This is a genomic window from Pseudomonas sp. AC136, from assembly GCF_979258585.1.
In genome coordinates this window covers 651,044-676,412 of the sequence record NZ_OZ409865.1, presented here as the reverse complement: position 1 = coordinate 676,412, position 25,369 = coordinate 651,044, and the positions used below count along the sequence as shown (strand labels likewise).

The 25,369-nt window shown below is 60.5% G+C and carries 22 protein-coding genes; 12 read left to right on the top strand and 10 right to left on the bottom strand.

Going from position 1 to position 25,369, the window contains the following annotated elements:
* The first annotated feature begins 136 nt into the window (after nucleotides 1–136).
* Entirely contained in the window at nucleotides 137–4,978 is a 4,842-nt protein-coding gene (locus ACZZZU_RS02970) for an NAD-glutamate dehydrogenase (protein WP_463549692.1), read from the top strand.
* A gap of 333 nt (nucleotides 4,979–5,311) precedes the next feature.
* A complete protein-coding gene (locus ACZZZU_RS02965) occupies nucleotides 5,312–6,268 on the top strand; it encodes a hypothetical protein (RefSeq protein WP_463549691.1) in 957 nt (318 codons plus the stop codon).
* A 405-nt stretch (nucleotides 6,269–6,673) separates the two neighbouring features.
* On the opposite strand, the gene ACZZZU_RS02960 is transcribed toward ACZZZU_RS02965, so the two are convergent.
* Nucleotides 6,674–8,650, bottom strand: coding sequence for a BCCT family transporter (locus tag ACZZZU_RS02960; RefSeq protein WP_463549690.1), 1,977 nt, complete (start codon nucleotides 8,648–8,650; stop codon nucleotides 6,674–6,676).
* A 316-nt stretch (nucleotides 8,651–8,966) separates the two neighbouring features.
* A complete protein-coding gene (locus ACZZZU_RS02955) occupies nucleotides 8,967–9,146 on the bottom strand; it encodes a hypothetical protein (protein ID WP_463382740.1) in 180 nt (59 codons plus the stop codon).
* A gap of 48 nt (nucleotides 9,147–9,194) precedes the next feature.
* Here ACZZZU_RS02955 and ACZZZU_RS02950 point away from each other — a divergent pair, with 48 nt between their 5' ends.
* Complete coding sequence (locus ACZZZU_RS02950) at nucleotides 9,195–9,470, top strand: hypothetical protein (RefSeq protein WP_463549689.1); 276 nt, start codon at nucleotides 9,195–9,197, stop codon at nucleotides 9,468–9,470.
* A gap of 5 nt (nucleotides 9,471–9,475) precedes the next feature.
* On the top strand, nucleotides 9,476–10,228 hold the full coding sequence (locus ACZZZU_RS02945) for an SGNH/GDSL hydrolase family protein (protein WP_463549688.1): 753 nt from the start codon (nucleotides 9,476–9,478) through the stop codon (nucleotides 10,226–10,228).
* A 174-nt stretch (nucleotides 10,229–10,402) separates the two neighbouring features.
* On the opposite strand, the gene ACZZZU_RS02940 is transcribed toward ACZZZU_RS02945, so the two are convergent.
* The 3 genes from ACZZZU_RS02940 to ACZZZU_RS02930 all read right to left on the bottom strand — a co-directional run bounded on the left by ACZZZU_RS02940 (nucleotide 10,403) and on the right by ACZZZU_RS02930 (nucleotide 13,255).
* The gene (locus ACZZZU_RS02940; protein ID WP_463549687.1) at nucleotides 10,403–11,269 is read right to left on the bottom strand and encodes an alpha/beta fold hydrolase; all 867 of its coding nucleotides are present in this window, start codon (nucleotides 11,267–11,269) and stop codon (nucleotides 10,403–10,405) included.
* An 84-nt stretch (nucleotides 11,270–11,353) separates the two neighbouring features.
* Nucleotides 11,354–12,142: an SDR family NAD(P)-dependent oxidoreductase gene (locus ACZZZU_RS02935; RefSeq protein WP_463549686.1), complete on the bottom strand. Its 789-nt coding sequence runs from the start codon at nucleotides 12,140–12,142 to the stop codon at nucleotides 11,354–11,356.
* 30 nt (nucleotides 12,143–12,172) lie between these two features.
* Nucleotides 12,173–13,255 (bottom strand): alkene reductase, encoded by a 1,083-nt coding sequence (locus ACZZZU_RS02930; protein ID WP_463549685.1) that lies wholly within the window; start codon nucleotides 13,253–13,255, stop codon nucleotides 12,173–12,175.
* A 161-nt stretch (nucleotides 13,256–13,416) separates the two neighbouring features.
* On the opposite strand from ACZZZU_RS02930, the gene ACZZZU_RS02925 reads away from it, so the two are divergent.
* The 3 genes from ACZZZU_RS02925 (at nucleotide 13,417) to ACZZZU_RS02915 (ending at nucleotide 17,272) form a co-directional block, all read left to right on the top strand.
* On the top strand, nucleotides 13,417–14,004 hold the full coding sequence (locus ACZZZU_RS02925) for a TetR/AcrR family transcriptional regulator (RefSeq protein WP_463549684.1): 588 nt from the start codon (nucleotides 13,417–13,419) through the stop codon (nucleotides 14,002–14,004).
* 149 nt (nucleotides 14,005–14,153) lie between these two features.
* Nucleotides 14,154–16,415 carry a putative bifunctional diguanylate cyclase/phosphodiesterase gene (locus tag ACZZZU_RS02920; protein WP_463552093.1) on the top strand — a complete coding sequence of 754 codons (2,262 nt, stop codon included), beginning with the start codon at nucleotides 14,154–14,156 and terminating at the stop codon, nucleotides 16,413–16,415.
* Entirely contained in the window at nucleotides 16,403–17,272 is an 870-nt protein-coding gene (locus ACZZZU_RS02915) for a phosphate/phosphite/phosphonate ABC transporter substrate-binding protein (protein ID WP_463549683.1), read from the top strand. The genes ACZZZU_RS02920 and ACZZZU_RS02915 overlap by 13 nt, the downstream gene beginning before the upstream one ends.
* Before the next feature lie 12 nt (nucleotides 17,273–17,284).
* Here the strand turns inward: ACZZZU_RS02915 and ACZZZU_RS02910 are convergent, their stop codons facing one another.
* The 3 genes from ACZZZU_RS02910 to ACZZZU_RS02900 all read right to left on the bottom strand — a co-directional run bounded on the left by ACZZZU_RS02910 (nucleotide 17,285) and on the right by ACZZZU_RS02900 (nucleotide 19,682).
* The gene (locus ACZZZU_RS02910; RefSeq protein ID WP_463552092.1) at nucleotides 17,285–18,139 is read right to left on the bottom strand and encodes an AraC family transcriptional regulator; all 855 of its coding nucleotides are present in this window, start codon (nucleotides 18,137–18,139) and stop codon (nucleotides 17,285–17,287) included.
* Between the two features lie 126 nt (nucleotides 18,140–18,265).
* Nucleotides 18,266–19,189, bottom strand: coding sequence for an NADP-dependent oxidoreductase (locus ACZZZU_RS02905; protein ID WP_463549682.1), 924 nt, complete (start codon nucleotides 19,187–19,189; stop codon nucleotides 18,266–18,268).
* Between the two features lie 61 nt (nucleotides 19,190–19,250).
* Nucleotides 19,251–19,682, bottom strand: a complete 432-nt coding sequence (locus tag ACZZZU_RS02900; RefSeq protein WP_463549681.1) for a DoxX family protein — start codon at nucleotides 19,680–19,682, stop codon at nucleotides 19,251–19,253.
* Nucleotides 19,683–19,924: 242 nt separating this feature from the next.
* Between ACZZZU_RS02900 and ACZZZU_RS02895 the strand changes: the two genes are divergently transcribed.
* From ACZZZU_RS02895 to ACZZZU_RS02875, 5 genes are all read left to right on the top strand, one after another.
* Nucleotides 19,925–20,224: a putative quinol monooxygenase gene (locus tag ACZZZU_RS02895; protein ID WP_463549680.1), complete on the top strand. Its 300-nt coding sequence runs from the start codon at nucleotides 19,925–19,927 to the stop codon at nucleotides 20,222–20,224.
* A gap of 67 nt (nucleotides 20,225–20,291) precedes the next feature.
* Complete coding sequence (locus ACZZZU_RS02890) at nucleotides 20,292–21,125, top strand: oxidoreductase (RefSeq protein ID WP_463549679.1); 834 nt, start codon at nucleotides 20,292–20,294, stop codon at nucleotides 21,123–21,125.
* 158 nt (nucleotides 21,126–21,283) lie between these two features.
* Nucleotides 21,284–22,507 carry an MFS transporter gene (locus ACZZZU_RS02885; protein WP_463549678.1) on the top strand — a complete coding sequence of 408 codons (1,224 nt, stop codon included), beginning with the start codon at nucleotides 21,284–21,286 and terminating at the stop codon, nucleotides 22,505–22,507.
* Between the two features lie 54 nt (nucleotides 22,508–22,561).
* On the top strand, nucleotides 22,562–22,816 hold the full coding sequence (locus ACZZZU_RS02880; protein WP_463549677.1) for an Atu4866 domain-containing protein: 255 nt from the start codon (nucleotides 22,562–22,564) through the stop codon (nucleotides 22,814–22,816).
* Nucleotides 22,817–23,013: 197 nt separating this feature from the next.
* Nucleotides 23,014–23,913, top strand: coding sequence for a helix-turn-helix domain-containing protein (locus tag ACZZZU_RS02875; protein ID WP_463549676.1), 900 nt, complete (start codon nucleotides 23,014–23,016; stop codon nucleotides 23,911–23,913).
* A 15-nt stretch (nucleotides 23,914–23,928) separates the two neighbouring features.
* Here ACZZZU_RS02875 and ACZZZU_RS02870 read toward each other — a convergent pair whose 3' ends face one another.
* Together ACZZZU_RS02870 and ACZZZU_RS02865 are read right to left on the bottom strand one after the other, a co-directional pair.
* Nucleotides 23,929–24,486: a flavin reductase family protein gene (locus tag ACZZZU_RS02870; protein ID WP_463549675.1), complete on the bottom strand. Its 558-nt coding sequence runs from the start codon at nucleotides 24,484–24,486 to the stop codon at nucleotides 23,929–23,931.
* A gap of 77 nt (nucleotides 24,487–24,563) precedes the next feature.
* Nucleotides 24,564–25,325, bottom strand: coding sequence for an SDR family oxidoreductase (locus ACZZZU_RS02865; RefSeq protein ID WP_122496076.1), 762 nt, complete (start codon nucleotides 25,323–25,325; stop codon nucleotides 24,564–24,566).
* Nucleotides 25,326–25,369: the final 44 nt, after the last annotated feature.

The window sequence follows — 25,369 nt, the reverse complement described above, 5'->3', positions numbered from 1 at the left end:
ATGGCCTAGACTGTTGTGCAACCCGATTAACAGGGTGCCCTGCCCACGTAACTATCGGCACCGGCACACGGCGTAATCGGTCAGGTATGAATTCAGCGAGCTCTCTCACGAACAACAAGCCCAGCGGAGCACACACATGGCGTTCTTTACGGCGGCCAGCAAAGCCGACTTTCAGCATCAACTGCAAGCGGCACTGGCGCAGCACGTTAGTGAACAGGCGTTGTCACAAGTAGCCCTGTTCGCCGAGCAGTATTTCGGTATCACCGCCCTCGAGGAACTGACCCAGCGTCGCCTCTCCGACCTCGTCGGTTGCACCTTGTCCGCGTGGCGTCTGTTAGAACGCTTCGACAGCAGCAAACCGCAGGTACGCGTTTTCAACCCCGATTACGAAAAGCACGGCTGGCAGTCGACCCACACCGCCGTCGAAGTGCTGCACCCAGACGTTCCCTTCCTCGTCGACTCGGTGCGCATGGAGCTGAACCGTCGCGGTTACAGCATTCATACCTTGCAAAACAGCGTGCTCAGCGTGCGCCGCGACGCCAAAGGCGAGCTGGTGGAAGTGTTGCCCAAAGGCACCACCGGCCCGGACGTGGCGCAAGAGTCGCTGATTTTCCTGGAGATCGACCGCAGCGCTAACGCCACCGACATGCGTACGCTGGAAGCCGCCATTCTCGAAGTGTTGGAAGAAGTGCGCATCACCGTCGCCGACTTCCAGCCCATGCGCGCCAAAGTTGGCGAACTGCTGGACTGGCTGAGCAAAGCCAAGCTCAACGTCGAAGCCGCCGAACTGGCGGAAATCAAAGTGTTCCTGCAATGGCTGCTCGACAACCGCTTCACCTTCCTCGGCTATGAAGAATTCACCGTGGCCGATGAAGCCGAGGGCGGTCATATCACCTATGACGAATCGACCCTGCTGGGCCTCTCCAAACGCCTGCGTACCGGCTTGAGCAACGAAGACCTGCACATCGAAGCCTACGCCGTGAACTACCTGCGTGAGCCCGTGTTGCTGTCGTTCGCCAAGGCCGCCCAGCCAAGCCGCGTGCACCGCCCGGCCTACCCGGACTTCGTTTCCATTCGCGAACTGGATGCCAAAGGTCGCGTGGTCAAGGAATGCCGCTTTATGGGCATTTACACCTCTATCGCCTACAGCGAAAGCGTACGCAGCATTCCGTACATCCGCCGCAAAGTGGCGGAAGTGGAGCAGCGTTCAGGCTTCAACGCCCAGGGGCACCTCGGCAAAGAACTGGTGAAAGTGCTGGAAGTGCTGCCGCGCGACGACTTGTTCCAGACGCCGGTGGACGAGCTGTACAACACTTCGCTGGCCATCGTGCAGATTCAGGAGCGCAACAAGGTTCGCCTGTTCCTGCGTGCCGACCCGTACGGTCGTTTTGTTTATGCGCTGGCCTACGTGCCGCGCGACATCTATTCCACCGAAAGCCGCGTGCGCATCCAGCAAGTGTTGGTCGATCGCCTGCAAGCCACCGACTGCGAGTTCTGGACCTATTTCTCGGAATCGGTATTGGCCCGCGTGCAGTTCATTCTGCGCATCGACCCGAAAACCAAACTGAACATCGACCACGCGCAAATCGAGCGCGAAGTCATTCAGGCCTGCCGTTCGTGGAAAGACGACTACGCCGGTCTGGTGGTGGAAAGTCTCGGCGAAGCCAAGGGCACCCGCGTACTGGCGGACTTCCCGAAAAGCTTCCCGGCCGGCTACCGCGAACGCTTTGCGCCGCACTCGGCTGTGGTCGACATGCAGCATTTGCTCAGCCTCTCGGACGATCGCCCGCTGGTGATGAGCTTCTACCAGCCGCTGAGCGCCGACGGCCAACAGTTGCACTGCAAGCTGTACCACGCCGACACACCGCTGGCGCTTTCGGATGTGCTGCCGATTCTGGAAAACCTCGGCCTGCGCGTGCTGGGTGAATTCCCGTACCGCCTGCGCCACCAGAACGGCCGCGAGTTCTGGATTCACGACTTCGCGTTTACCTACGCCGAAGGCCTGGACCTGGACATTCAGCAACTCAACGACACCCTGCAGGACGCCTTCGTGCAGATCGTTGGTGGCGCCGCCGAGAACGACGCCTTCAACCGCCTGGTGCTAACGGCCGCGATGCCATGGCGCGACGTGGCCTTGCTGCGCGCCTACGCCCGTTACCTGAAACAGATTCGCCTGGGCTTCGACCTGAGCTACATCGCCAGCGCCTTGCTCAACCACGTCGACATCGCCAAAGAACTGGTGCGCCTGTTCAAAACCCGCTTCTACCTGGCGCGCAAACTCACCGCCGACGACCTGGCCGACAAGCAGCAACGTCTGGAACAAGCGATTCTCACCGCCCTCGACGACGTGGCCGTGCTTAACGAAGACCGCATCCTGCGTCGCTACCTGGACCTGATCAAAGCCACGCTGCGCACCAACTTCTATCAAAGCGATGCGAACGGTCAGGCCAAGTCGTACTTCAGCTTCAAATTCAACCCGCGCGCCATCGCCGACTTGCCCAAGCCGGTGCCGATGTTCGAGATTTTCGTGTACTCGCCACGGGTCGAAGGCGTGCACCTGCGCGGCGGCAAAGTGGCCCGCGGCGGTTTGCGCTGGTCTGATCGCGAAGAAGACTCCCGCACCGAAGTGCTGGGCCTGGTGAAGGCGCAGCAAGTGAAAAACGCCGTGATCGTGCCGGTCGGCGCCAAGGGTGGCTTCGTGCCACGCCGCATGCCCATTGGCGGCACCCGCGACGAAGTGCTGGCCGAGGGCATCGCCTGCTACCGCATCTTCATTTCCGGCTTGCTGGACATCACCGACAACCTGAAAGAAGGCGAAGTGGTGCCGCCGCAAAACGTCGTGCGCCATGACGAAGACGACCCGTACCTGGTCGTTGCCGCCGACAAAGGCACCGCCACGTTCTCCGACATCGCCAACGGCATTGCCGGCGAATACGGCTTCTGGCTGGGCGATGCGTTCGCCTCCGGTGGCTCGGCCGGTTACGACCACAAAGGCATGGGCATCACCGCCAAAGGCGGCTGGGTGTCGGTGCAGCGTCACTTCCGCGAGCGCGGCATCGACGTGCAGAAAGACCTCTCCACCGTCATCGGCATCGGCGACATGGCCGGCGACGTGTTCGGCAACGGCCTGCTGCTGTCCGACAAGCTGCAACTGGTGGCGGCGTTCAACCACCAGCACATCTTTATCGACCCTAACCCTGACGCGGCGAAAAGCTTCGTGGAACGCAAACGTCTGTTCGACCTGCCGCGTTCCAGCTGGGCCGACTACGACGCCTCGCTGATCTCCAAAGGCGGTGGCTTGTTCCTGCGCAGCGCGAAAAGCATCGCCATCAGCCCGGAAATGAAAGAACGCTTCGACATCAAGGCCGACAAACTGCCGCCCACCGAACTGCTCAACGCCTTGCTCAAAGCACCGGTTGATCTGCTGTGGAACGGCGGCATCGGCACCTACGTGAAAGCCAGCAGCGAAAGCCACACCGACGTCGGCGACAAAGCCAACGACGCCTTGCGCGTCGACGGACGCGAACTGCGCGCGAAAGTGGTGGGCGAGGGCGGTAACCTCGGCATGACCCAGCTCGGCCGCGTGGAATACGGCCTCAATGGCGGCGCCAGCAACACCGACTTTATCGACAACGCCGGTGGTGTGGACTGCTCCGACCACGAAGTGAACATCAAGATCCTGCTCAACGAAATCGTTGCCGCCGGCGACATGACCGGCAAGCAGCGCAACACCTTGCTGGCCGAAATGACCGACGCCGTAGGCAGCCTGGTGTTGGGCAACAACTACAAGCAAACCCAGGCCCTGTCGCTGGCCCAGCGCCGCGCCCGTGAGCGCATTGGCGAATACAAACGCCTGATTTCCGCCCTGGAAGCCAGCGGCAAACTCGACCGCGCCATGGAGTTCCTGCCAAGCGATGAGCAACTGGCCGAGCGCGCCGCCAACGGTCACGGCCTGACGCGACCGGAACTGTCGGTGCTGATTTCCTACAGCAAAATCGACCTCAAGGAATCGCTGCTCAAGTCCCTGGTGCCGGACGACGACTACCTCGCCCGCGAAATGGAAACCGCCTTCCCGCCGCTGTTGGCCGAGAAGTTCGGCGACGCCATGCGCCGCCACCGTCTGAAACGGGAAATCATCAGCACCCAGATCGCCAACGATCTGGTCAACCACATGGGCATCACCTTCGTTCAGCGCCTGAAGGAATCCACCGGCATGAGCGCGGCCAACGTAGCGGGCGCTTATGTGATCGTGCGCGACGTGTTCCGTCTGCCGTACTGGTGGTCGCAGATCGAGGCACTGGACTACAAAGTGCCGGCCGACCTGCAACTGCAACTGATGGACGAACTGATGCGCCTGGGCCGCCGCGCCACGCGCTGGTTCCTGCGCAGCCGTCGCAACGAACTGGACGCCGCCCGTGACGTCGGCCACTTCGCCCCACGCCTGGAAGCGTTAGCCAAACAACTCGACGGCCTGCTCGAAGGGCCGGCGCGTGAACAATGGCAAGCCCGCGTGCAGGACTACGTGGAACAAGGCGTGCCGGAAGAACTGGCCCGCGCGGTCGCAGGCACAAGTCATCTGTACACCTTGCTGCCGATTATCGAAGCGGCCGACATCACCGGCCAGGACCCGGCACAAGTGGGCGCAGCCTACTTCGCCGTCGGCGGCGCGCTGGAACTGTCGTGGTACTTGCAGCAAATCACCAACCTGCCCGTGGAAAACAACTGGCAAGCCCTGGCGCGTGAAGCATTCCGCGACGACCTCGACTGGCAACAGCGGGCCATCACGGTATCGGTGCTGCAAATGACCGACGCCCCGGCCGACATGGAAGAGCGCACCCAAGTGTGGATCGAACAGCACCGGCCAATGGTCGACCGCTGGAAAGCCATGCTAGGCGAACTGCGCGCCGCCACGGGCACCGACTACGCCATGTATGCCGTGGCGAATCGGGAGTTGATGGACTTGTCGCAGCGCGGTTGAGGGCCGTGAAGCAGTAACGAAAAGCCCCGCCTAGTGCGGGGCTTTTTTATGCTCGCGAAACACCCGCTGCCTTCTGTAGGAGCGGCTGGGCGGCACTCCGCTTGAGCCGCGATGCTTTTGGTTTTTTCGTTTGCAGGAAATCGCGGCTAAAGCCGCTCCCAGAGTGGGTCGGAGGTCGCCCAACTGACGGCGCCAACGACCGCAAAACATCGCACCTGTGGGAGCGGCTTCACCCGCGATGCTTTTGATGTTCCCGCAACACGGTGGCGACGTTCGCAAACTGCTTTGCCATATGTTCTATTACCGCGCTGCAGCCAAAACAAGGATGTGTAAATGCGGACGATCTCGCACAAAGTCAAAACCTACCGGCGTCAGTTTCGCTTGATCCCTCGCTACGTGTTGAACACGCGCATTTTCGTGCTCCTTGCGATTCTTGTGCTGTTAATGACGGGTGCGGTTGGCCTGTCGGTAGTCACCACCATCGTGTATCGCTGCCAGACCTACGCTCACCTCACGTGGGTCGTCTTGGCATTCGAAGTTCCGCTAGCGTTTGGCTTTGGCCAATTAATTATAGAGGCGAGCCGCAAGCGCTATTTGCGGTCAAAACCAGGTTCGCCTCATCCCAAGCTGCGAACCGCTCTGATGTTTACAGAGCGAGACCGTGCAGCCACCATCCGTGCGCTATTTGGCGAGCACGAAAATTACGAAGCGTTGGCCCGAATGCTCATTGAACAGTGGGAATGGCGCTGCGCAATAACCGCTAAGGCAGGCGACTCCATCGTGAGAAAAGCGCGGGGCTTTTTCGCCATTCCCGGCGCGGGGAATTTCGCCTCCTACCTCGGGGGCCTACTGGCAGTGGTTGCCGCTATTGTCGTCACCATGGCGGACAGGCAAACCTTCTATGCCCAGTTGCCGACACTAATGAGCGATGTCTGGGAATTAATTTGGCTCATCACAGCGAACCTTGTTTTCCCGCTAGCGGTTCTGGTTATTCCCTTGGCAATGATCGCGGGCACGGTGCGGTCGGTCGCGATTCGACTGGTTGAAAAGCTAAACGACGACTATCTCGGCGAAGGCAGTTTCTACGGCTTCATCAACGCGCTTCTTGAGTTGCAGGAATTAAAGGAACGTCGCTTGCTGATGGTTACCACTGGGGTGGCCTACTGGACCTTCCGGCTCGGAACGGCACCGATGTGGGAAGTGCCGAGGCTAGTCCGAAATATGAGGCGCGCCAGGCGACTCGGGAAAATTCGACGGCGACAACTGAATCAGCCCAGCACTGCAGCATAGGTGACGAAACTGTCGTTATTTCCTTAAACCATCGCGGCTAAAGCCGCTCCCACAGTGGATTGGGATTGCCCACTGACGGTACCAACACCCCAGAAACATCGCACCTGTAGGAGCGGCTTCAGCCGCGATGCTTTTGATGTTTCGTCCGCAGGAAATCGCGGCTAAAGCCGCTCCCAACAGTGGACTCATTTCGTGCTCCCGCAAGCGGGCGAGGAGTGACGTATGGCGACGTCGGTGCACGTCCGTAGGCGCGAGCTTGCTCGCGAATGATCGCAGGGAATTTCAGAACTGGGGTTTGCAGGGTTCGCGACCAAGGTCGCTCCTACAAAAGCGATCGGCAATCAGCTCCCTCTCCCGCCTGCGGGAGAGGGTTGGGGTGAGGGGCCGTTGATTTTTACAAGGCTATCAGCGCACCACATGCAAGTAATGCATGTGCTTTTCATACTGGTCGAGTATGTCGCCGATCACGTCGTCGCGGTTCCAGCCCATCAGGTCGTAGTCTTGCCCCCCTTCTTTGAGGTGCACTTCGGCGCGGAAGTATTTGCGGGTTTCGCTGGCGGTGTCTTCCTCGCCGCTCAGCACGAAGCTCGGCAGGGTGAACGCGCGCGGGCGTACTTCGTAAAGAAAGTCGGGCTGCCCGGTCAGGCTTACGGCAAGCGCGGTGCGGCCGTCGCTGCCGGTGGTGACTTCGGCTACGTAGCCCTGTTTTTTCAGCTCTTCGGCCACCGATTCACACGCCGGGCGCACCACTTCGCTGATGAACCGGCTCACGTGGGCGCGACGCGGAAACATGGCGATGCCGCGCAGGCGACGCTGCCAGCCACCGTGGGTGCGCGCGGTTTGCCGAGGACGGGCGAGGGCGTGGTAGCGCATGCCTTGTTTGGTGGAGTCTTTGTCCAGCGCTTTGAACAGGCCCCACATTGAGGCCAGCAGGATCACGGCGAAGGGCAGGGCGCTGGCGATGGTCGCGGTTTGCAGGGCTTTGAGGCCGTTGGACAGCAACAGCGCAATGGCCACCACGCCAATTAGCACCGACCAGAAAATGCGCTGCCACACCGGTGAATGGGTGCTGCCGGAAGAGGCGAGCATGTCGACGACCAGCGCGCCAGAGTCGGCAGAGGTGACGAAGAACACCACCACCATCAGCACGGCAATGCTCGACACCACCGTGGACCAGGGGAAGTGCTGAAGGAAGGCGAATAAGGCCAATGAGCTGTCCTCGTTGACGATTCGCGCCAGTTCGGTGTTGCCCTCGTTGAGGATCATATGAATGGCGGTGTCGCCGAATACGGTCATCCACAGCAAGGTGAAACCGGCCGGCACGAACAGCACGCCGCAGACGAATTGGCGAATGGTGCGGCCACGGGAAATGCGCGCGATAAACAGGCCGACAAAGGGCGACCACGACAGCCACCAGCCCCAGTAAAGCAGGGTCCAGCCGCCGATCCAGTCGGTGGGTTCGTAGGCGTAAAGGTTAAAGGTTTTGCTGACGATTTCTGACAGGTAACTACCGGTGTTCTGTACGTAGGTTTGCAGCAAGAACACGGTCGGGCCGAGCACCAACACAAACAGCATGAGGATAACGGCGAGGCTCAGGTTCAGTTCCGAGAGGATGCGAATGCCACGGTCCAGGCCGGTAGCAACCGACAAGGTCGCCAACGCGCACGTCACGACAATAAGGCCCAACTGCACGGTGGTGTTGACCGGCAGGCCGAACATCATGTGGAAGCCGCTGTTGATTTGCAGCACACCATAACCAAGGGATGTCGCGACGCCGAATACGGTGCCGAGAATGGCGAAAATATCCACGGCATGGCCGATGGGCCCGTAGATGCGTTCACCAATCAGCGGGTACAGCGCCGAGCGCAGGGTCAGCGGCAGGTCGTGGCGGAAGCTGAAGTACGCGAGGATCAGCGCCACGATGGCGTAAATCGCCCAGGCATGCAGGCCCCAGTGGAAGAACGTCAGCTTCATGGCTTCTTTGGCGGCTTGCACGGTGCCGGGGTCGCCAACGGGCGGCGTGGTGAAGTGCATCACCGGTTCGGCCACGCCGAAGAACATCAGGCCAATGCCCATGCCAGCGGAGAACAACATGGCAAACCAGCTGGCATTGCGGTAGTCGGGCTCGCTGTGGTCCGGGCCGAGTTTGATGTCGCCGTAGCGGCTGACGGCGAGGAACACTACGCCAATCAGAATCAGCGCGACGGTGAGAATGTAGAACCAGCTGACGTTGACGATGATCCAGTGCTGGATATGGTCGAACAGCGTTTGCGACTGTTCCTGGAACAGCACGGTGTACGACACCAACAGCAGAATCAGTATGGCGGCGGTGTAGAACACCGGTGGGTTGAGGGTATTACGCGGCTTCGCCGGCGTTTCCATGGCGGATATTCCTTCTAGGCGGGTGCGCTGCAGCAATCGTAGTGTATGACCACGGCTGCGCCGGTCGGTGCCGGTTCGCGGAGCCTATGGGAGGGCACTATGCCGCTGGGGTTCAATTTTTTATTGGCATCCAGCCCTTCTGCCGAACAGGAACGTGCACACCCGTAGGAGCGAGCTTGCTCGCGAATGATGGCGAAGGAAATCCCAAAACTGGCGGTTGCAGGGGTTCGCGAGCAAGCTCGCACCTACAGAAAGCGCGCGCCCATCAGCCGCCTCGGCCGCCTGCAGGTGAGGGGCTTTGAGCAGCTTTGTCGCACTACGCCAGGCCGGTTTCGCCATAGGCCAGGCTGCCGTTGCCTGGCGCCTCGCTCACGTCGTTGGCCAGGTAATGAATGAAGTTGGCCAGCCGCAGGTAGTCGAGCATTTCCATGGGTTGCTGTTCGGTGCCTGCGGCGTGTTTTTTGCCGTCGTGTTCAGACTCGTGTTGACAGTTCATCACTTGCTCCAAATACTGTATGCATAACCAGCTTACAGGGATTCGGATATGTCGTTCAACCTCAGCCAGCTTCCAGCCGCCGAACGCACCGCCATTCAGCACCATCGCCAATACTGCTTCGAAAGCTATCAACGCCAACAGGAGCTGGACGCGCAACTGGCGCTGGAAGCGGCATGGGAATTCGGCCGTTTGATGAGCGCGCGGGAAGAAAAGAAAGCCGGCTGGCGCGACTGGGTGTGCCAGCAACTGTTAGCCATGGAAGACCCGCAATTGGTAGCCAAACTGACTCGCCGCTTGAACCTGCACTTGAAGCAACAAAGCTGAGGTCTATGCGCGAAACGCTGATCAAACTTGTCCTCGCACCGTTGCTGTTGCTGCAAGGCCTGTACGTGCGCCGGGTAACGCCGCGACTGCCTGAGCCCGAAGGCGAGCGCGTGGGCACGACAGGAAGTGGCCCGCATCTGCGCCTGCTGCTGTTGGGGGACTCGGCGGCAGCAGGCGTAGGTGTGAACAGCCAGGCCGAGGCGCTTAGCGGGCAGTTGGTTAGAAACCTGGCCAGCGATTTCAGGGTGTCGTGGAAGCTGATTGCGCAATCGGGGTTGAACACCGCGCAGTTGCAGGCGTTGGTGGAGCGCAGCGTGACCGAGCCGTTTGATGCGGTGGTGGTGTCTATTGGCTTGAACGATGTGACCGGCGGCGCCTCGGTGGCCGAGTGGACGCCGACCATGAACCGGCTGTTGGATTTGCTGCAATGGAAATACAGCACTCGACACCTGTTGATCGCACCGATACCGCCCATGCACGCCTTCCCGGCGTTGCCGCAACCGCTGCGCTGGTACCTGGGGCGCCGTGCCAGGTACTTCAACGCCGGGTTGAAATGGCTGACGAACCGGCGCATGGACTGCCACCTGCAAACGTGCGACTTCCCCATGCAGCGAGATTCGCTGGCCGCCGACGGCTTCCATCCCGGCGCTGCGGCGTACGCGCTGTGGGCCAGCGAAAGCGCGGCGATTTTACGCGAGTGTTTTGCCGATCCGCAGATGTTGAGCGGGCGAGTGGTAGTACCCGAGCGCGCGGGCTAACGCGTTTACCGGCCACGAAGCGGGAACCCCTGTAGGAGCGGCTTTAGCCGCGATTCCTGGAAACGATAATGATGCGTTTGGGCTCGGTTTAGCGGTCGCAGGTCCGGCCAATCGCGGCTAAAGCCGCTCCTACAGGTGGGGTGTGTGTTCAGGAACAGTCGCGGTCATTTCGGCTCAATCTTCCAGAAACATCGCCGCCCGCTCTACGAAATCCTCGTAGTTCTGAAATATCCCGCCATGCCCGGCATCGTCGTAAATGACCAGCTGCGCGTTAGGGATGCGCCGCGCCAGGTCGGCCGAGTTCAGCGACGGCACCATGATGTCGTTGTCGCCGTTGGCGATCAGAGTTGGGCTTTTGATGGGGCGCAGGTCGTGTGGCGGCTGTTTGCCCCAGGCCTGAATCGCTTTCAATTGGCGCATAAACGCAGCCGGCGACGGCGCTTTATCGCGCTGGTGTTTGCGTTCTTTCAGGCGTTTCAGGAAGGCCTTCGCTGCCTGTTTGCCTTGTGGGCTGGTGGTGAAGAACAGGTAAAACTTGGGGTCGCGCAGGGTCAACAGACCTTTGATCATCAGCGGCCATGACATCGACCAGACGCGGTCGATGCCTGCGCCACCGGCAGGCCCGGTTCCGGTCAGAATCAGTTTGCGCACCAGTTCAGGCGCTTTGAGCACGACGGCCTGGGCGACAAAACCGCCAAGGGAAAAGCCGAGCAAGTCGACCTGGCTAAAACCCAGCGCGCGAATCAGGGCGATCGCATCGTCGGCCATTTCCTCGACGGTCAACCGGGCCGTGCCGCCCGAGCCGCCAATGCCGGGGTAATCGGTGGCGAAGACTCGGCGGGTTTGTGCCAGACCATCGACAATGCGCGGGTCGAAGTTGTCGAGCACCGCGCCCCAGTGGTTGAGCATGACCAGCGGCATGGCGTTTTCTTCGCCGATGGTGCGGTAGGCGATGGGCGTGCCAGCCACGCTAATGGTGCGATTGATGGCGGTGGCGAACTGCGCATCGGCGCCACGCGCGGGGGAAATATGAATTGTCACAGTGACCGGGCCTCGGTTCGCAAGCGAACGCTACGAGCGGGGAAGGGCGCGCCGCCCCTTGAACAAGGGGCGGCGTGCGAGCGGTTACGCTTCGTTGCGATAGCGTGGGGCGACGGTGGATTGCTTCAGGTTGCCAAGAAACGCCTGACGCGCGCCTTGCAAGGTGTCCCAGAACGCCGCGTCTTGCAGAGGCGGAATGGTCACGTTTTCGCGGCGATCGAAGCCCAGCAGCGCGGCGTCGACCATGTCACCGACTTCCATGATTTCCGGCAGTTGATTGATGTCGATGCCGGCACGGTCCCAGATTTCGGTACGCGTAGCGGCGGGCAACACGGCCTGCACGTACACGCCTTTTGGCCCCAGTTCCAGGGTCAGCCCTTGCGACAGGAACTGCACGAATGCCTTGGTGGCGCCGTACACGGTCATGTTCAGTTCAGGCGCCAGGCCCACGACCGAGCCAATGTTGATGATTGAGCCTTCACCGGCCGCCACCAGACGCGGCGCAATGGCGCTGGCCAGGCGCACCAGGGCGGTGGTGTTCAGCGCGACGAGGCGGGCGACGCTTTCGGTGCTTTGCTGGATAAACCCGCCGGACTGCGCCGCGCCGGCGTTGTTAACCAGAATGCCGATAGCGGCGTCTTCACGCAGTCGCGCTTCTACGGCTTCGATGTCGCGCAGTTCGGTCAGGTCGGCGGGCAGTACGTCTGCGGCAATACCGTGGGCGTCACGCAGTTTTGCGGCCAGGGTGTCGAGGCGGTCTTTGTCGCGGGCAACCAGAACCAGGTTGTGGCCACGGGCGGCGAAGCGTTCGGCGTACACGGCGCCAATGCCTGACGAAGCGCCGGTAATCAGTACAGATTTCAATGCGGTCATGGCGGTAATTCCTTAAGAGAAGAGGGTGGTTTACGCGGTGTACGTTGGGTAATCGGTATAGCCTTTCGCGCCGCCGCCGTAGAGCGTGGCGGGGTCGAGTGCAGCCAGCGGTGCATCGGCTTTCAGGCGCTCGACAAGATCCGGGTTGGCAATAAATGGACGGCCAAACGCCGCCAGGTCGATCTGGTTGTCGGCAAGGCGCGCGTTGGCCAGGTCGAGGTGGTAGCCGTTGTTGCCGATGTAGGTGCCGCTGAAGCGACTGCGCAGGGAGTCGAAATCAAACGGCGCGACGTTGCGCGGGCCGCCAGTGGCGCCTTCTACAACGTGCAGGTAAACGAGGCCGAGCGCGCTGAGTTTTTCCGCCAGATAGTCGAACTGCCCTTGCGGGTCGCTGCTGGACACGCCATTGGCCGGAGAGACAGGGGAAATGCGAATGCCGGTGCGCTCGGCGCCGATCTCGCTCACCACCGCCGCAGCGATTTCGAGCACGAGCCGCGCTCGGTTTTCGATGGAGCCGCCGTACGCGTCGGTGCGCACATTCGCGCCGTCTTGCAAGAACTGATCGAGCAAGTAGCCGTTAGCGCCGTGAATTTCCACGCCATCGAAACCCGCCGCAATAGCGTTGGCAGCGGCTTTGCGGAAGTCTTCGACAATGCCTGGCAGCTCGCTGAGTTCCAGGGCGCGCGGCTCGGAGACGTCATGGAATCCGTTGTTGACGAACACCTTGGTGGCGGCGCGAATGGCTGATGGCGCAACTGGCGCCGCGCCGTTTTCTTGCAGGTCCACGTGGGAAACCCGGCCGACGTGCCACAGCTGCAGGAAAATTTTCCCGCCTTTGGCGTGTACCGCAGCGGTGACCGCTTTCCAACCATCGATCTGGGCCTGGGTGTAGATGCCGGGGGTGTCTTGATAGCCCTGGCCTTGTTGCGAAATTTGCGTGGCCTCGGAAATTAGCAGACCGGCCGATGCGCGCTGGGCGTAGTACTCGGCGGCATATTCACTGGGCACAAAACCGAGGCCTGCGCGGTTGCGCGTCAGCGGCGCCATGACGACGCGGTTTGCGAGGGTCAATGAGCCTAGGGTGTAGGGTTCGAACAGCGTGTTGTCGTTCATGTCTGGTCCACGATTCGGTGAAAGGTAAGGGCATGCCGACACGCAGTAACGAAGCGGCGGTTTTATGATGTCGAGCATAATCTAACCTGTCAATGGTTTTGATTATGGTCGACATCAGAGTAGTATTCACTGCGTATGTGAACGAAACAGAGGCGCTTGCTATGAAAGTGACAAAAGCCCAATCGCTGGCCAATCGAGCCCACATCGTCGACACGGCGTCGGTGCTTTTCCGCGAACGCGGCTACGACGGCATCGGCGTCGCCGACCTGATGGCGGCGGCTGGCTTTACCCAAGGTGGGTTCTACAAACATTTCGGTTCCAAGGCCGATCTGATGGCCGAGGCCGCTGCGTGCAGCCTGGCCCAGTCGCGCGCTTCCAGCAAAGAATTGGACTTCGCCGGCTTTATCGACCTGTTCCTGTCGCGCAAACACCGTGACTCGCCCGGTAGCGGTTGCACCATGTCGGCTCTGTGCGGCGACGCGGCGCGGCAACCGGCCGACATTAAAGCCACGTTTGCCGAGGGCATTGAGCAAGCAGTGAGCGGGCTGCAGCACAAGCACATCGCCGACGGCAACGCGGCGGACGATGAAGTGCGCGAAAGAATGATCAGCCTGTTGGCGCAGGTGGTGGGCGCCGTTGTGTTGTCACGCGCTTGCCCGGATGATTCGTCGTTGGCCGACGAGATATTGCAGGCGTGCCACCGGCAAATCAGCGCGTCATATACGCCACCTGCGCATCAGCCGGAGTAAACCCGTCTGCGCTCAGATGATGTCATTGTGCCGTCATGTGGGCGCCGTATGCTGGCCATTCAACGTGGCCGGATGATGGTGCAGTGAACCGTCAGTTTTTCTCGTCTCCCCGATTTTTGCAGGTGCTGTGGCTGACCTTGTGCGTCGCGATGCTGGTGTTGCTGTGGGGTTTGTATTTCCAGCAAAAAACCGCTTCGCGGCAGGAGGCCTTGGCGGCCAAGGCGTCGGAGCATCTCAATCTCGCCAGTATTGTTGCGCAGAACCTGCAGCAACTGGTCGACCGCGCGCAGGCCATTGGCCGCGTGACGCAAAGCACGCCGGAAAGCCGTGAGCAAAGCCATCGCGGGCTGGTACGCATGTTGGCCGAAGACCCGGTGCTCAAGCGCATGAGCCTGTACGACAGCAGCGGCAAGCTGTTGTCTGCCAGCCACAACGATGAAGCGCAAACGCTTCCAGCCGCCTGGCTCGAGCAACTGCAGGCGCATACCGCGCGCTACGGCTTCAAAGCGTTTTTGCCTCGGCTTAGCGAGCGCGAGCAAACCTCCTCTTTGCCTAACTGGCGCCTGCCGTTTCTGCTGCCGCTCGCCGACGCCACCACCCGCAAGCTCGATGGCGTGCTGTTGGTACAGCTCGATATTGGCTACCTGGCGACGCTGTTCCAGCACATCAATCTGGGCAACAGCGGATTAATGAGCCTGCTCGACGGTGAAGGGCAGGAGCGCCTGCGCATCAACAACAGCGGGGTGGTGATTTCCGCCGTGCCGCTGCATTCGACGTTGAACGCCAGCACCGACGAGGTGGGCAAACTCAGCGTTTACCTGAATGGCGAGGCGTACCAGAGCCTGTACCGCCGCGTCGCCGACCGTGGTTTCAGTGTGATGGTCAGCGAGCGCACCGATGAAATACTGGCCTCGCCGCAACTGGCCTTTGGCCGTCAACGCTGGCTGAACCTGGGCATGACCCTATTGATTCTCAGCGGCCTGCTTTGGACGCTGCGCGCCCTGAACAACCGGCAGTTAGCGTTCAGCGCCCTGGAACAGGCGCAAGCGGTTAACCAGGAATTGATCGGCCGCTTGGAGGAAGAACACAAGCGCAGCAGCCATGCCGCCGCCACCGACCATCTCAGTGGTTTGCACAATCGCCGGCGCTTTATCGAAGTAGCCAAGCGCGTGCTGACCGAGCAGCGCAGTAAGCGGCGTTTGCTGGCGATCTGTTTTATCGACATGGACCGCTTCAAATCGATCAACGATTCCCTCGGCCACAAAACCGGCGATTTGCTCTTGCAGGCAGTGGCCGGCCGCATCAGCCGTTTGCTCGAACCGGGCGACGAGGCCGCGCGTTTTGGTGGCGACGAGTTTGTGGTGCTGTTGGCTGGCGAGCGCACGGAAGAGCAAATCAATGCCTGGGTGCGCGCGCTGGTAGCCAAACTCACGGCGGTGTATTCGCTGGACGAACACGAGCTCAACACCAGCCCCAGCGTGGGCGTGAGTATTTGCCCGCGCGACGGGCAGGATGTCGACAGCCTGATTCGCCACGCCGACGCTGCCATGTATTCGGCCAAGCGAGCGGGCAGGGGGCAGTTCCGATTTTTTGACCCGTCGTTGAATGTGTCCGATATCGAGGAGTTCACCCTGGAGCAGGCGTTCGGCCACGCCTTGAGCGAGCGGCAGTTTGTGCTGCATTACCAGCCATTGCTGCGGCTGGATTCGATGACGGTGGTGGCTTACGAGGCACTCGTGCGCTGGGAGCATCCCGAGTTTGGTCTGGTGTACCCGGACCGCTTTATCGCCTTGGCCGAGCGCAGTGGTTTTATCGTCGCGCTGGGCTGGGAAGTGTTGCGCTTGGCCTGTGAAGAACTGGCCGACTGGCAAGGGCAGGGCATCACCACGCGGCTGGCAGTAAACGTGTCGGCCATTCAGTTGCGCCAAGTCGATTTCAGCGAGCGCCTGCTGAACAAGCTGGCCCGACACGGCATCGACAAATCGCGCCTGGAGTTGGAGATCACCGAGACCACCGTGCTCGACCAGGACGGCATCGCCATTGAGCATTTACACCGCCTTCGCGCCAACGGAATTGGCGTCAGCCTGGACGACTTCGGCCAAGGCTACGCCGGCTTTGCTCACCTGCAATCGCTGCCACTGAGCAAGCTGAAAATCGACCGCGCGCTGATTGCGCCGTTATCCAACAGCTATGACGACAGCCCGATTGTTTCCTCCACCATCATTCTGGCCAAACGCCTCGGGTTGGAAGTGGTGGCCGAGGGCGTTGAAACCGTGGACCAGGTGGTGTGCCTCAAGCTGGCAGGCTGCGACATCGCTCAGGGCTACCATTTCAGCCGACCGCTCTCTGCGCAAAAGCTGCGCGAATATGCGCCGTTCGTTAGCGCCATGGAAAACGCGTGCGCGCGGTAACAGCACTGGCAGCGCTGCTGCTGTCGGCGCTGTTGAGCGCTGGCGCCAACGCCCAGTGCAGCCAACAAAGCCTGCGCGTGGCGGTGATTCCGAAGAAAAGCATGGAAGCGCTGATGGTGGAATTTCAGCCGTTGCTGCAACGCCTCACCAGCACCTTGCACATGCCGGTGGAAGTCGTCGCGGCGTCTTCGTATGAAAGCGTGGTGGATGCCATTGTTTCTGGCGGCGTCGATATCGCCTGGCTGGGCCCGGCCTCGTACATTTTGGCGTACCAGCGCGAGCCGCGAATCGAGCCCTTCGCCAGTCTCACCATCAACGAAGGTTTTTTCACGCCGGCCGGCCACCATTACCAGTCACTGCTGATGGTTCGTCGCGACGGCCCCGCAAACGTCAATGCCGTACGCGGTGAAAAAGTGGCCTTGAGCGATCCGGCCAGCACCTCCGGCGGCATTGTTCCCAATGGCGAGTTCGCCGCAGAAATCGGCCAGCCGCTGTCCCGTTATTTCGCCTCGCTGGTGTACACCGGCGCCCATGACAAGTCGCTGGACGCCTTGCTCGACGGGCGCGTTGGCGCGGCGTTTGTGTCCAGCGTGCAGGCCGATGGGTACCTCAACAGCGGCAAAATCAAACAAGACACCCTGCGCGTGCTGTGGCGTTCGGCGCCGATTTTCTACGACCCGTACGTGTTCAGCGCCAACGTGTGCGCGCCGTTAAAAGCGCGTATTCGCACCGCCATGCTCAGCGACCCGCAGGCGCTCGCCGAGTTTCTCGCCTCGCAACATGCGTCCGGCATCATGCCGGTCAGCCACGCCGACTACGCGCCCCTGCTGAAAATGATGGAAAAAGCCGCGCCTTAGCGACGCGCCTCACTAAGCAATAGAGCGAAGTTTGGCGATGTCTTTGCTGGGCGGTGCGCCAAACATTCGGCTGTATTCGCGGCTGAACTGTGAAGGACTTTCGTAGCCCACCTTGAACCCTGCGGCCGACACGTCCATGCCTTCGGCAATCATCAACCGCCGCGCTTCGTGCAGGCGCAGCTGTTTCTGATACTGCAGCGGGCTCATGGCGGTAACAGCTTTGAAGCGGTGATGCAGGGTTGAAGTGCTGAGGTTGACCAGGCTGGCCAACTCCTCGATAAGCAGCGGCTTGTGGTAGTTGCGGTTCAGCCACTCGATGGCGCGAGTTACGCGGTGGGTCTGGCTGTCGGCGATGGCGATCTCGTGCAGCCGCTGGCCCTGCTGGCCTTTAAGCAGGCGGTAGAAAATCTCGCGCAGGGCCAGCGGCGCCAAGGCGGGAATATCTGCCGGGGTATCGAGCAGGCGCACCAGGCGCAGCATGGCGTCGAGCAGCGAGGTGTCGATTTTGTCCAGATATAAACCGCGGTTCGCTTCTCGCCCCGGCACGCCGATGGGGCTGGCGTCGGCGATCAGCTGGGCGATTTCTGCCGGGTCGATATCCAGGCGTACGCACAGATACGGTTGCTCGGGGGACGCTTCAATCACTTGCCCGGCCAAGGGCAGCGTCACCGACACGACCAGGTAATTCAGTGGATCGTACACGTAGCTTTCGTTCCACAGCCGAACCTCTTTTCGGCCCTGGGCGATGATGCACAAACCGGGTTTGTGCACCGTGTGGATGGTGTCGGTGGGGCTGTCGCTGCGGATGAAATGAAGAGGCGCAATGTCGGTTTGAAACACACCATATTCCGGGGCGAAGCGTTGCATGGCGGTGGCCAGCTCGGCTCGGCGTCGGGTAATTTCCGCGTCCAGGTCGTTCACATCGGTTACCTCCCTTTGTAAGTCCTGCGCCAGAGAATATGGCTTATGCGCTGCGCTTGGTAGACGGCAATTTCAGCGGTTTACATCCAGTACCAGTTTTCCGCGCGTGTGCCCGGCCAAGCTCTGTTTCACCGCGTTTACTACGTCGCTGAGCGGCACCACTTGCGCCTCCAGATGAAGCTTGCCGGCGCTGAACAGGTCAGCAATCTGCGCCAGTTGGCGACCGTCCGAACGCGTGGCGAAATGCTTGCCCGCCGCGCCATGTTCGCGGGCTTTGCCGGCGTCCGGTGTGCTCACCGGCGAAACCAGCACGCCCCCGGCTTTGATTACGCGCCAGGAGCGAGCCTGGGTTTGGCCACCGACCAGATCGATTACCACGTCCACATCGGCGACGCTGTCTTCGAAGCGTTCAGCGCTGTAATCGATCACGTGATCGGCGCCCAGGGAGCGCAGGTAGTCGTGGTTCTTCGCCGAGCTGGTGGCAATCACGAACGCGCCGGCAAGCTTGGCCAGTTGCACAACAAAGCTGCCCACACCGCCTGCACCGCCGTGAACCAGCACTTTCTGGCCGGGCTGAACGAGGGCGTGTTCATGCAAGGCTTGCCACGCGGTGAGCGCCGCGGCCGGAATGCCACCGGCCAGTTGCAGCGGCACTGTGGCCGGCACGCGGGCGAGTCGATCGGGCGTGGAAAGGGCTTGCGTGGCGTAGCCGCCGACAATGCCGATAAAGCCGAACACCGTGTCGCCAACCGCGAATTCACTGACGTTTTTACCCACGGCTGCAACGGTTCCCGAGACTTCGACGCCGGGCGTGTAGGGCAGCGGCAGGGGAATGAATTGCTTCATGGCGCCGGAAAGAATCTTCCAGTCGACCGGATTGATACCGCTGCCGGCGACGTTGATCAGAACTTGGTCATCGTTAGGGCTCAGATCTGCCACCTCTTTAAGTTGGAGTGCGTCCGGCTGGCCGTATTGGGCGACTTGAATAGCTTTCATCTGAATACTCCATTTCGAAAAGTGAGGGCATTGCCGGCAGGCGAACCTGCCGGCAGCGGGATTAGAGGCGACGAGCATCCAGGCTGAAGCGACCAGCACCGAAGGCGACAACCTGCAAAAGGCCGCCAGCCATGGCGATGTTTTTGAAGAAATGAATGAACTGGTTCTGGTCAGCCAAAGCGCTGTGAAAGATCAGTGCGGTGACAACACTGAACACCGCCAGCAAGCCTGCGATAAGGCGGGTGCGATAGCCGGCGATCAACGCCGCGCCGCCGAGAATTTCCACGGCGATGGCAGCGGCCAGTGCCAGTTCCGGAAAGGGCAGCCCGACCGAACCGATGTAGCCAATCATCATGGCCGGGGCGCTGATTTTTGAAATGCCAGACAGAATGAAAATGGCGCTTAGCAAGATGCGCCCAAGCAACGAAGCGCTGCTGTTGAAGGTGTTTGAAGAGGCCAGTGGAGCGGTAGAAGCGATAGCTGCGTGGGACATGACGGTAGATCCTTTTTGAGTTCAGCGCCTCACCACGAAGCGCCGATGTGAGGCCATCTTGTCATCGCCAAGCTATTGCGAATAGCCGCCTAATTTCGAAGATTAGGTTCGAGTATTTCGGCATGCTGGGCGAATCTTCTTTTGGCAGAATCAGGCAAACACGTCGGAGAAATCGCATAACCCGACGCGCATCAGCGCAGTAGCCTGAACTCCGGTTTCAACACTCAAAGGAGAGAAACGATATGACTGAGCACATCACCGTAATTGCCTACCTGCGCGCCCAGGCGGGGAAGTCCCAGGAACTGGGCGAGCGCCTGCTGGCGCTGGTGGCGCCTTCGCGTGCGGAGGAGGGCTGCATTTCCTATGACGCCCACCAATCGCTGGAAGACCCCGACCTCTGGTGCATGTATGAAAACTGGCGGTCCGCTGCCGACATCGACAGCCATTTTCAAACACCTTACTTGCGGCAATTTGCAGCGGATCTTCCCCAGCTCCTGGAAGGCGAACTGGACCTGCGCCGCTACGTAAAACGCTCGGTGTAATACGCGAGCAATCTTGAATGCGGTTCGGCGTTGGCGCTGCACCGCCTCTATCAAGAGGAATTCTGCAATGAACGAGAACAAAGTGTGGCTGGTAACAGGTTGCTCCACTGGCTTTGGTCGATACATCGCCACGGCGTTGCTCAACGAAGGCCAGCGTGTGGTGGTGACGGCGAGAAAGACGCAGCAGATTGAAGACCTGGCAGCGCTGGGCGATGCCTTGATTCTGCCGCTGGACGTGACCGATTCCGAACAGGCGCAGCAGGTTGTGCAGGCCGCCGAGCACCACTTCGGGCGAGTGGACGTGCTGATTAACAACGCCGGTATCGGCTATTTTTCCTCGGTGGAAGACAGCGACGATGACGCGGTACAGCGAATGTTCGAGGTCAATTATTTCGGCACGGCCAACATGATTCGCGCAGTGCTGCCAGGCATGCGCCAACGGCGCGCCGGCATGATCGTTAACCTCACTTCGGTGGGCGGTCTGGTCGGCTTCGAAGCGGTTGGCCATTACTGCGCCACGAAATTTGCCGTCGAAGGCTTGTCTGAAAGCCTGCGCGCCGAGGTGACGCCGCTGGGTATTGCCGTAATGACCGTTCAACCCAGCGCGTTCAGAACGGAGTGGGCCGGTTCATCTGACGCCGCGCAAGCCGTGGCCGAGGATTACCAGGCAACCGCAGGCGCCGCCATGCGCGCCTATCAAGACTCGGTTGGTAAACAGGCGGGTGATCCGGCCCGGGCAGCGGCGGCCATCTATACCGCCGTTACCTGCGCAACGCCGCCAGCACGCCTGCTGCTGGGCAACGAAGCCTATGAAGCGGCGCAGGACAAGGTCGCGTCTATGGCGGGCGAGTTCAGCGCTTGGGAATCGGTTGCCCGTGGTGCGGATTTTCCAACCCCGTAAGTGCTGTGGCGGCGCCAGGTTGCGGGCGCGGCAGGATTAGGCAAACAACTGACAGGAGTGATTTAACGGGGACCGCGCGGTGCGGGCAACACTGGGTGCGTGGCGTTACTTAGCCGCAAGTCGCCCAGTTTGAACGGTCCGCACCGAGGAGAATTTTTATGGATTCACCGTCCCCGTCCCGCCCGTTGTTGTGGCTCTACGCGATCGCTACGGGAGCCATGATCGCCAATCTTTATTATCTGCAGCCGATCCTTTCCCTGGTTGCCGCCTCCTTTGCCGTTCCCGTTGCCGCATCCGGCCTGCTGGTAAGTTGCGCCCAGCTCGGCTACACGCTGGGCATTTTGCTGGTGGTGCCGCTTGGCGACGTGCTTGAACGGCGCGCGCTGTTAAGCCGAATGTTTGCGCTTAACGCGTTGGCCCTGTTCATGGCGGCGGCCAGCCCGAGCTTTCTGCTGTTCAGCGCAGCCGTTCTGGTGTGCGGTATCACTGCGGCAGCCGCCATGCTGATCGTGCCCTATGTAGCCTCGATTGCTGCCGAGCAGCGGCGCGGTCAGGTGGTTGGCTTTGTGATGACCGGCGCGCTGCTGGCGATTCCGCTGTCATGGCTGGTGTCCGGCGGAGTCGGCAATGCAGCAGGCTGGCGAATGGTCTATGCCAGTGCCGGATGTACCGCGCTGATTCTGCTCATGTTGCTGAGAATTACCTTGCCGGCCGAGCCGCAACGGAGAATGGAAAAGGTGCGTTATCGGCCGCTGCTGCTCTCCTTGTGGCGCATCACGCGAACCCATTCAGCCCTTCGTCGCCGCGCTCTTTACGGCGCGCTGGGAATGGCCAGCTTCAGCATGCTGTGGACCGGCTTGCCGATTCTGCTGTCGCAGGCACCATTCAGTTTCCACGCTTCGCAAATCGGCCTCATCGGCCTAACAGGCGTTGCCGGCGCCATGATTCCGGGCCTGGTGGGCCGCCTGAGCGATCGCGGCCACAGCCATGCACTGGCTATCGGCCTGGCAACGCTAATGGTGTTCGCCTGGGCGGCGCTGAGTGTTGCCACGGCGGGGCTCTGGATAATCATCGCCGCCGCCATGGCGCTAAACATTGGCGTGATGGGGCTGCAAATTACCCATCAGGCGGTGATCTACAAACTCGACCCCACGGCAAACGCACGAATTACAGCGGTGTTTATCAGCCTCAACTTTGTTGGCGCGGCCATCGGCTCGGCAGTGGCCAGCGTCGGTTGGCGCTACCTCGGCTGGGAAGGGCTGTGCGTGCTGGGAGCAGCGTTCCCGGTGGTGTTGCTGATTGTCTATGCCACCACGGAGCGTCTGTGGTCGAGCCGTTGTGATTCGCCCGATACGCCGATTCAGCGCGAAGAAATTCAGTAAGGCTTGCACCTGCGCGGGTATTTCAATTTCAACATCAATGCAGAGGAGACGCTCATGGCCCAGCCATCCGCAGATCAGAACAAATATGTAGGCATGTGGGTGACCGCCGATGGCCGTATTCGCCATGAATTGCTGCCCGGCGGGCGCTATGACGAAGCGCGGGGACAGCAGCAAAGCGCTTATCAAGGACGCTACTGGCTGGAAGGCGACCATATCGAATACGTCGACGACACCGGTTTTACAGCCGACGGCGAGTTCCGCAACAACGTGCTGTACCACGCAGGAATGGTGTTGTATCCGCAGCGTTGATCAGAGAGCCGGAATGGAGATTCCGGCTTTTTTTGACTCTGCAAAAAACACATGGCCGAGTACATGAGCGCTTATGGGCGGATGCGTTTGGCAGCCCTGCAACGGTAAATCCATGGAACTGCTCGCAACAACAATGGCCTCACGCTAGCGGCCTTTGGGTTCGCTTGTGTGCCGGTCAACGAAGGAAGCTGATGCGCATGGACACCGCAGAACGAACCTCGCCTAAGGGCCTGGAAAACTACATTCGGGGTGAGCGCCTCGCCGCGTCTGATGAGTTGGATGCGCGCGACGTGCTGGTGCAGATATTCAACCGCGAGCGCCAGGAAGCGAGCTTCATCGTTCCCGCCGTGGCGGAGCCTTTGCTGGTCTGGGTTATTGGCGGAACAGCGACGGTAGATGAACGAACCCTGGGCGGCGAATGGGAAACCAGCAGGGTAACCACCGGCGACTTCTTTCTAACCACTTCGGCCGAGCCTTATGAGATGCGCTGGAACGTCACCAGCGAAGCGCCATTCGTGGTCATGCATATCTATCTGGGTATCGCGCTGCTGGAAAAAGCCATTCACGAGACGCTCGGCGTAGCGGCGCCTGTTCGGTTGCGCGAGGTGTCGGGCGGGCGCGACCCTGTGCTGTCGATGCTGCTCGAACAGTTCCGCGCTGAAGTGACCGGGCACCAGACGGGCAGCGCACTTTTCCTGCAAGGACTGGCGCAGTGCCTGGCCGTGCATCTGGCTCGCGACTACAGGGACGATTCGGCCGACGACATTGCCCACCGCAATGCCTTGCCGGCATACAAGCTGCGGCGGGTTTTGACGGACATGGAAAGCAATCTGCACAAGGATTTCAGTCTCGGCACCCTGGCTGAGGCGGCTGGCATGAGTGAGTTCCACTTCAGCCGGCTATTCAAAAAAGCCACCGGGCATTCGCCGTCGCAGTTTTTTATCCGACTGAGAATGGCCCGTGCCCGGCAGCTTCTTTTAGAAACCGATCGCAGCATCATCGATATTGGCCTGGACGTGGGTTACAGCAGCCCAAGCCATTTTTCCCAGGTGTTCAAACGGGAAGTGGGGGTTACGCCGAGCCACTATCGCAAGTGAGCCCAGGCGTGGAGATCACAGGTTCTGCGGGCGAAATTGCCCGTGGAAATCCAGGGTTTCGCCGGCGACCATAAACCGTCCCCGGCCGCGGTAGTGCAGGGTTCGCGGGTTTTCCACCGACTTTGCGACGTGGGCTTTCACCACTTCCCAGATGAATAGGCCGTACTCGCCGATCAGCTTCGAGTCGAACAACTGGCATTCGAAATTGGCGTAGCACTCTTTAATCAGCGGCGCCTCGACCCGTGCGGCGGGCACAGGGGTGAGGGCGAATTCGGCGAACTTGTCGATGGCGGCGCCGCTGCTGTTGCCGACCGCAACCACCTGGTCGACCCATTCGACGGTGGGCACATTGATCACGCACTGCTGGCTATTGCGGATCAGGTCATAGCTGTGATTTCCGCTCCAGATGTAGCAGCCGAACAGGGCAGGGGAGAACTGCATCATCGTGTGCCAGCCCATGGTCATGATGTTGGTTTCATCTTTCCAGGCCGAAGTCACTAGAACGATGGGACCGGTCTCCAGGTGCTGGCGTACATCGATCAATGGAAAGTCGGATTTTCGAAGTGCGGTCATGGCGCCTCCGTGAATCGGTAAAGGAATAGAAAAAGCGCGGTGTCAGCAACGCTGCACCGCGCAATGGGCAAAGGGCATCAGCCCACCGGAATGCTCATGCCGCCGTCGGCCATGACCACCGAGCCGACGATAAAGCTGGCGCGCTCGGAGGCGAGGAACGAGACAATTTCGGCAATTTCTTCCGGCGCCGCTGCACGGCCGATGGGTGCGGATTTGCCGTGTTCCTCAAGGAAACCGCGTCCGTCGTCCATAAAGTGGTTCAACAGGTTGGTCACCACATCGCCCACCCCAATGGCGTTTACCCGAATGCCGTGCTCAATGGCTTCCAGCGCCTGAGTGCGTGTCAGTTGGGCGAGGGCGCCTTTAGAAGCTGTATAAGCGGCGATGCCCGGAAAGGCGAAGTACGACGCGTAGGAGGCAATATTCACGATCGCGCCCGACTTGTTTTTCATCATTTCTTTCATGGCTTCGCGCGAGTGCAGGAACGCGCCGGTGACGTTGGTTTCCATCTGCCAGGTCCAGTCTTCGCGGGTCATCTCCACCATGGGTTTGTAGAGAATCCGGCCGGCGTTGTTGACCAGCACATCCAGCTTGCCGAACTTCTCAACGGCCAGGGCCACGGCTTTTTCAGCGGAGCCATCCACGGTGATATCGGCAACGAACGGCACGATGCCGTCGCGCTCCAGTGCGTTTACCGACGGGTCGATGTCTTCGGCAATGACCTTGGCGCCGCGCGAATGGAGCAGCTCGGTAATGGCTTTACCAATGCCGCTGGCGGCACCGGTGACCAGAATTACTTTGTCTGCCACTTCGTTGGGGGTTGGATTGAAAGTCGTCATATCAGGTCTCCAAGTAGTCATTTGAATGTCGCTTTCGACGGTTC

Bases quoted from the DNA above. Each gene is read 5' to 3' on its own strand.
- ACZZZU_RS02925 (WP_463549684.1), top strand. From the start codon at position 13,417: ATGAAAGTGACAAAAGCCCAATCGCTGGCCAATCGAGCCCACATCGTC.
- ACZZZU_RS02930 (WP_463549685.1), bottom strand. From the start codon at position 13,255: ATGAACGACAACACGCTGTTCGAACCCTACACCCTAGGCTCATTGACC.
- ACZZZU_RS02945 (WP_463549688.1), top strand. From the start codon at position 9,476: ATGCGCGAAACGCTGATCAAACTTGTCCTCGCACCGTTGCTGTTGCTG.
- ACZZZU_RS02890 (WP_463549679.1), top strand. From the start codon at position 20,292: ATGAACGAGAACAAAGTGTGGCTGGTAACAGGTTGCTCCACTGGCTTT.
- ACZZZU_RS02875 (WP_463549676.1), top strand. From the start codon at position 23,014: ATGGACACCGCAGAACGAACCTCGCCTAAGGGCCTGGAAAACTACATT.
- ACZZZU_RS02965 (WP_463549691.1), top strand. From the start codon at position 5,312: ATGCGGACGATCTCGCACAAAGTCAAAACCTACCGGCGTCAGTTTCGC.
- ACZZZU_RS02895 (WP_463549680.1), top strand. From the start codon at position 19,925: ATGACTGAGCACATCACCGTAATTGCCTACCTGCGCGCCCAGGCGGGG.
- ACZZZU_RS02880 (WP_463549677.1), top strand. From the start codon at position 22,562: ATGGCCCAGCCATCCGCAGATCAGAACAAATATGTAGGCATGTGGGTG.
- ACZZZU_RS02910 (WP_463552092.1), bottom strand. From the start codon at position 18,139: ATGCAACGCTTCGCCCCGGAATATGGTGTGTTTCAAACCGACATTGCG.
- ACZZZU_RS02960 (WP_463549690.1), bottom strand. From the start codon at position 8,650: ATGGAAACGCCGGCGAAGCCGCGTAATACCCTCAACCCACCGGTGTTC.
- ACZZZU_RS02955 (WP_463382740.1), bottom strand. From the start codon at position 9,146: ATGAACTGTCAACACGAGTCTGAACACGACGGCAAAAAACACGCCGCA.
- ACZZZU_RS02885 (WP_463549678.1), top strand. From the start codon at position 21,284: ATGGATTCACCGTCCCCGTCCCGCCCGTTGTTGTGGCTCTACGCGATC.
- ACZZZU_RS02905 (WP_463549682.1), bottom strand. From the start codon at position 19,189: ATGAAAGCTATTCAAGTCGCCCAATACGGCCAGCCGGACGCACTCCAA.
- ACZZZU_RS02935 (WP_463549686.1), bottom strand. From the start codon at position 12,142: ATGACCGCATTGAAATCTGTACTGATTACCGGCGCTTCGTCAGGCATT.
- ACZZZU_RS02865 (WP_122496076.1), bottom strand. From the start codon at position 25,325: ATGACGACTTTCAATCCAACCCCCAACGAAGTGGCAGACAAAGTAATT.
- ACZZZU_RS02950 (WP_463549689.1), top strand. From the start codon at position 9,195: ATGTCGTTCAACCTCAGCCAGCTTCCAGCCGCCGAACGCACCGCCATT.
- ACZZZU_RS02920 (WP_463552093.1), top strand. From the start codon at position 14,154: ATGCTGGTGTTGCTGTGGGGTTTGTATTTCCAGCAAAAAACCGCTTCG.
- ACZZZU_RS02900 (WP_463549681.1), bottom strand. From the start codon at position 19,682: ATGTCCCACGCAGCTATCGCTTCTACCGCTCCACTGGCCTCTTCAAAC.
- ACZZZU_RS02870 (WP_463549675.1), bottom strand. From the start codon at position 24,486: ATGACCGCACTTCGAAAATCCGACTTTCCATTGATCGATGTACGCCAG.
- ACZZZU_RS02970 (WP_463549692.1), top strand. From the start codon at position 137: ATGGCGTTCTTTACGGCGGCCAGCAAAGCCGACTTTCAGCATCAACTG.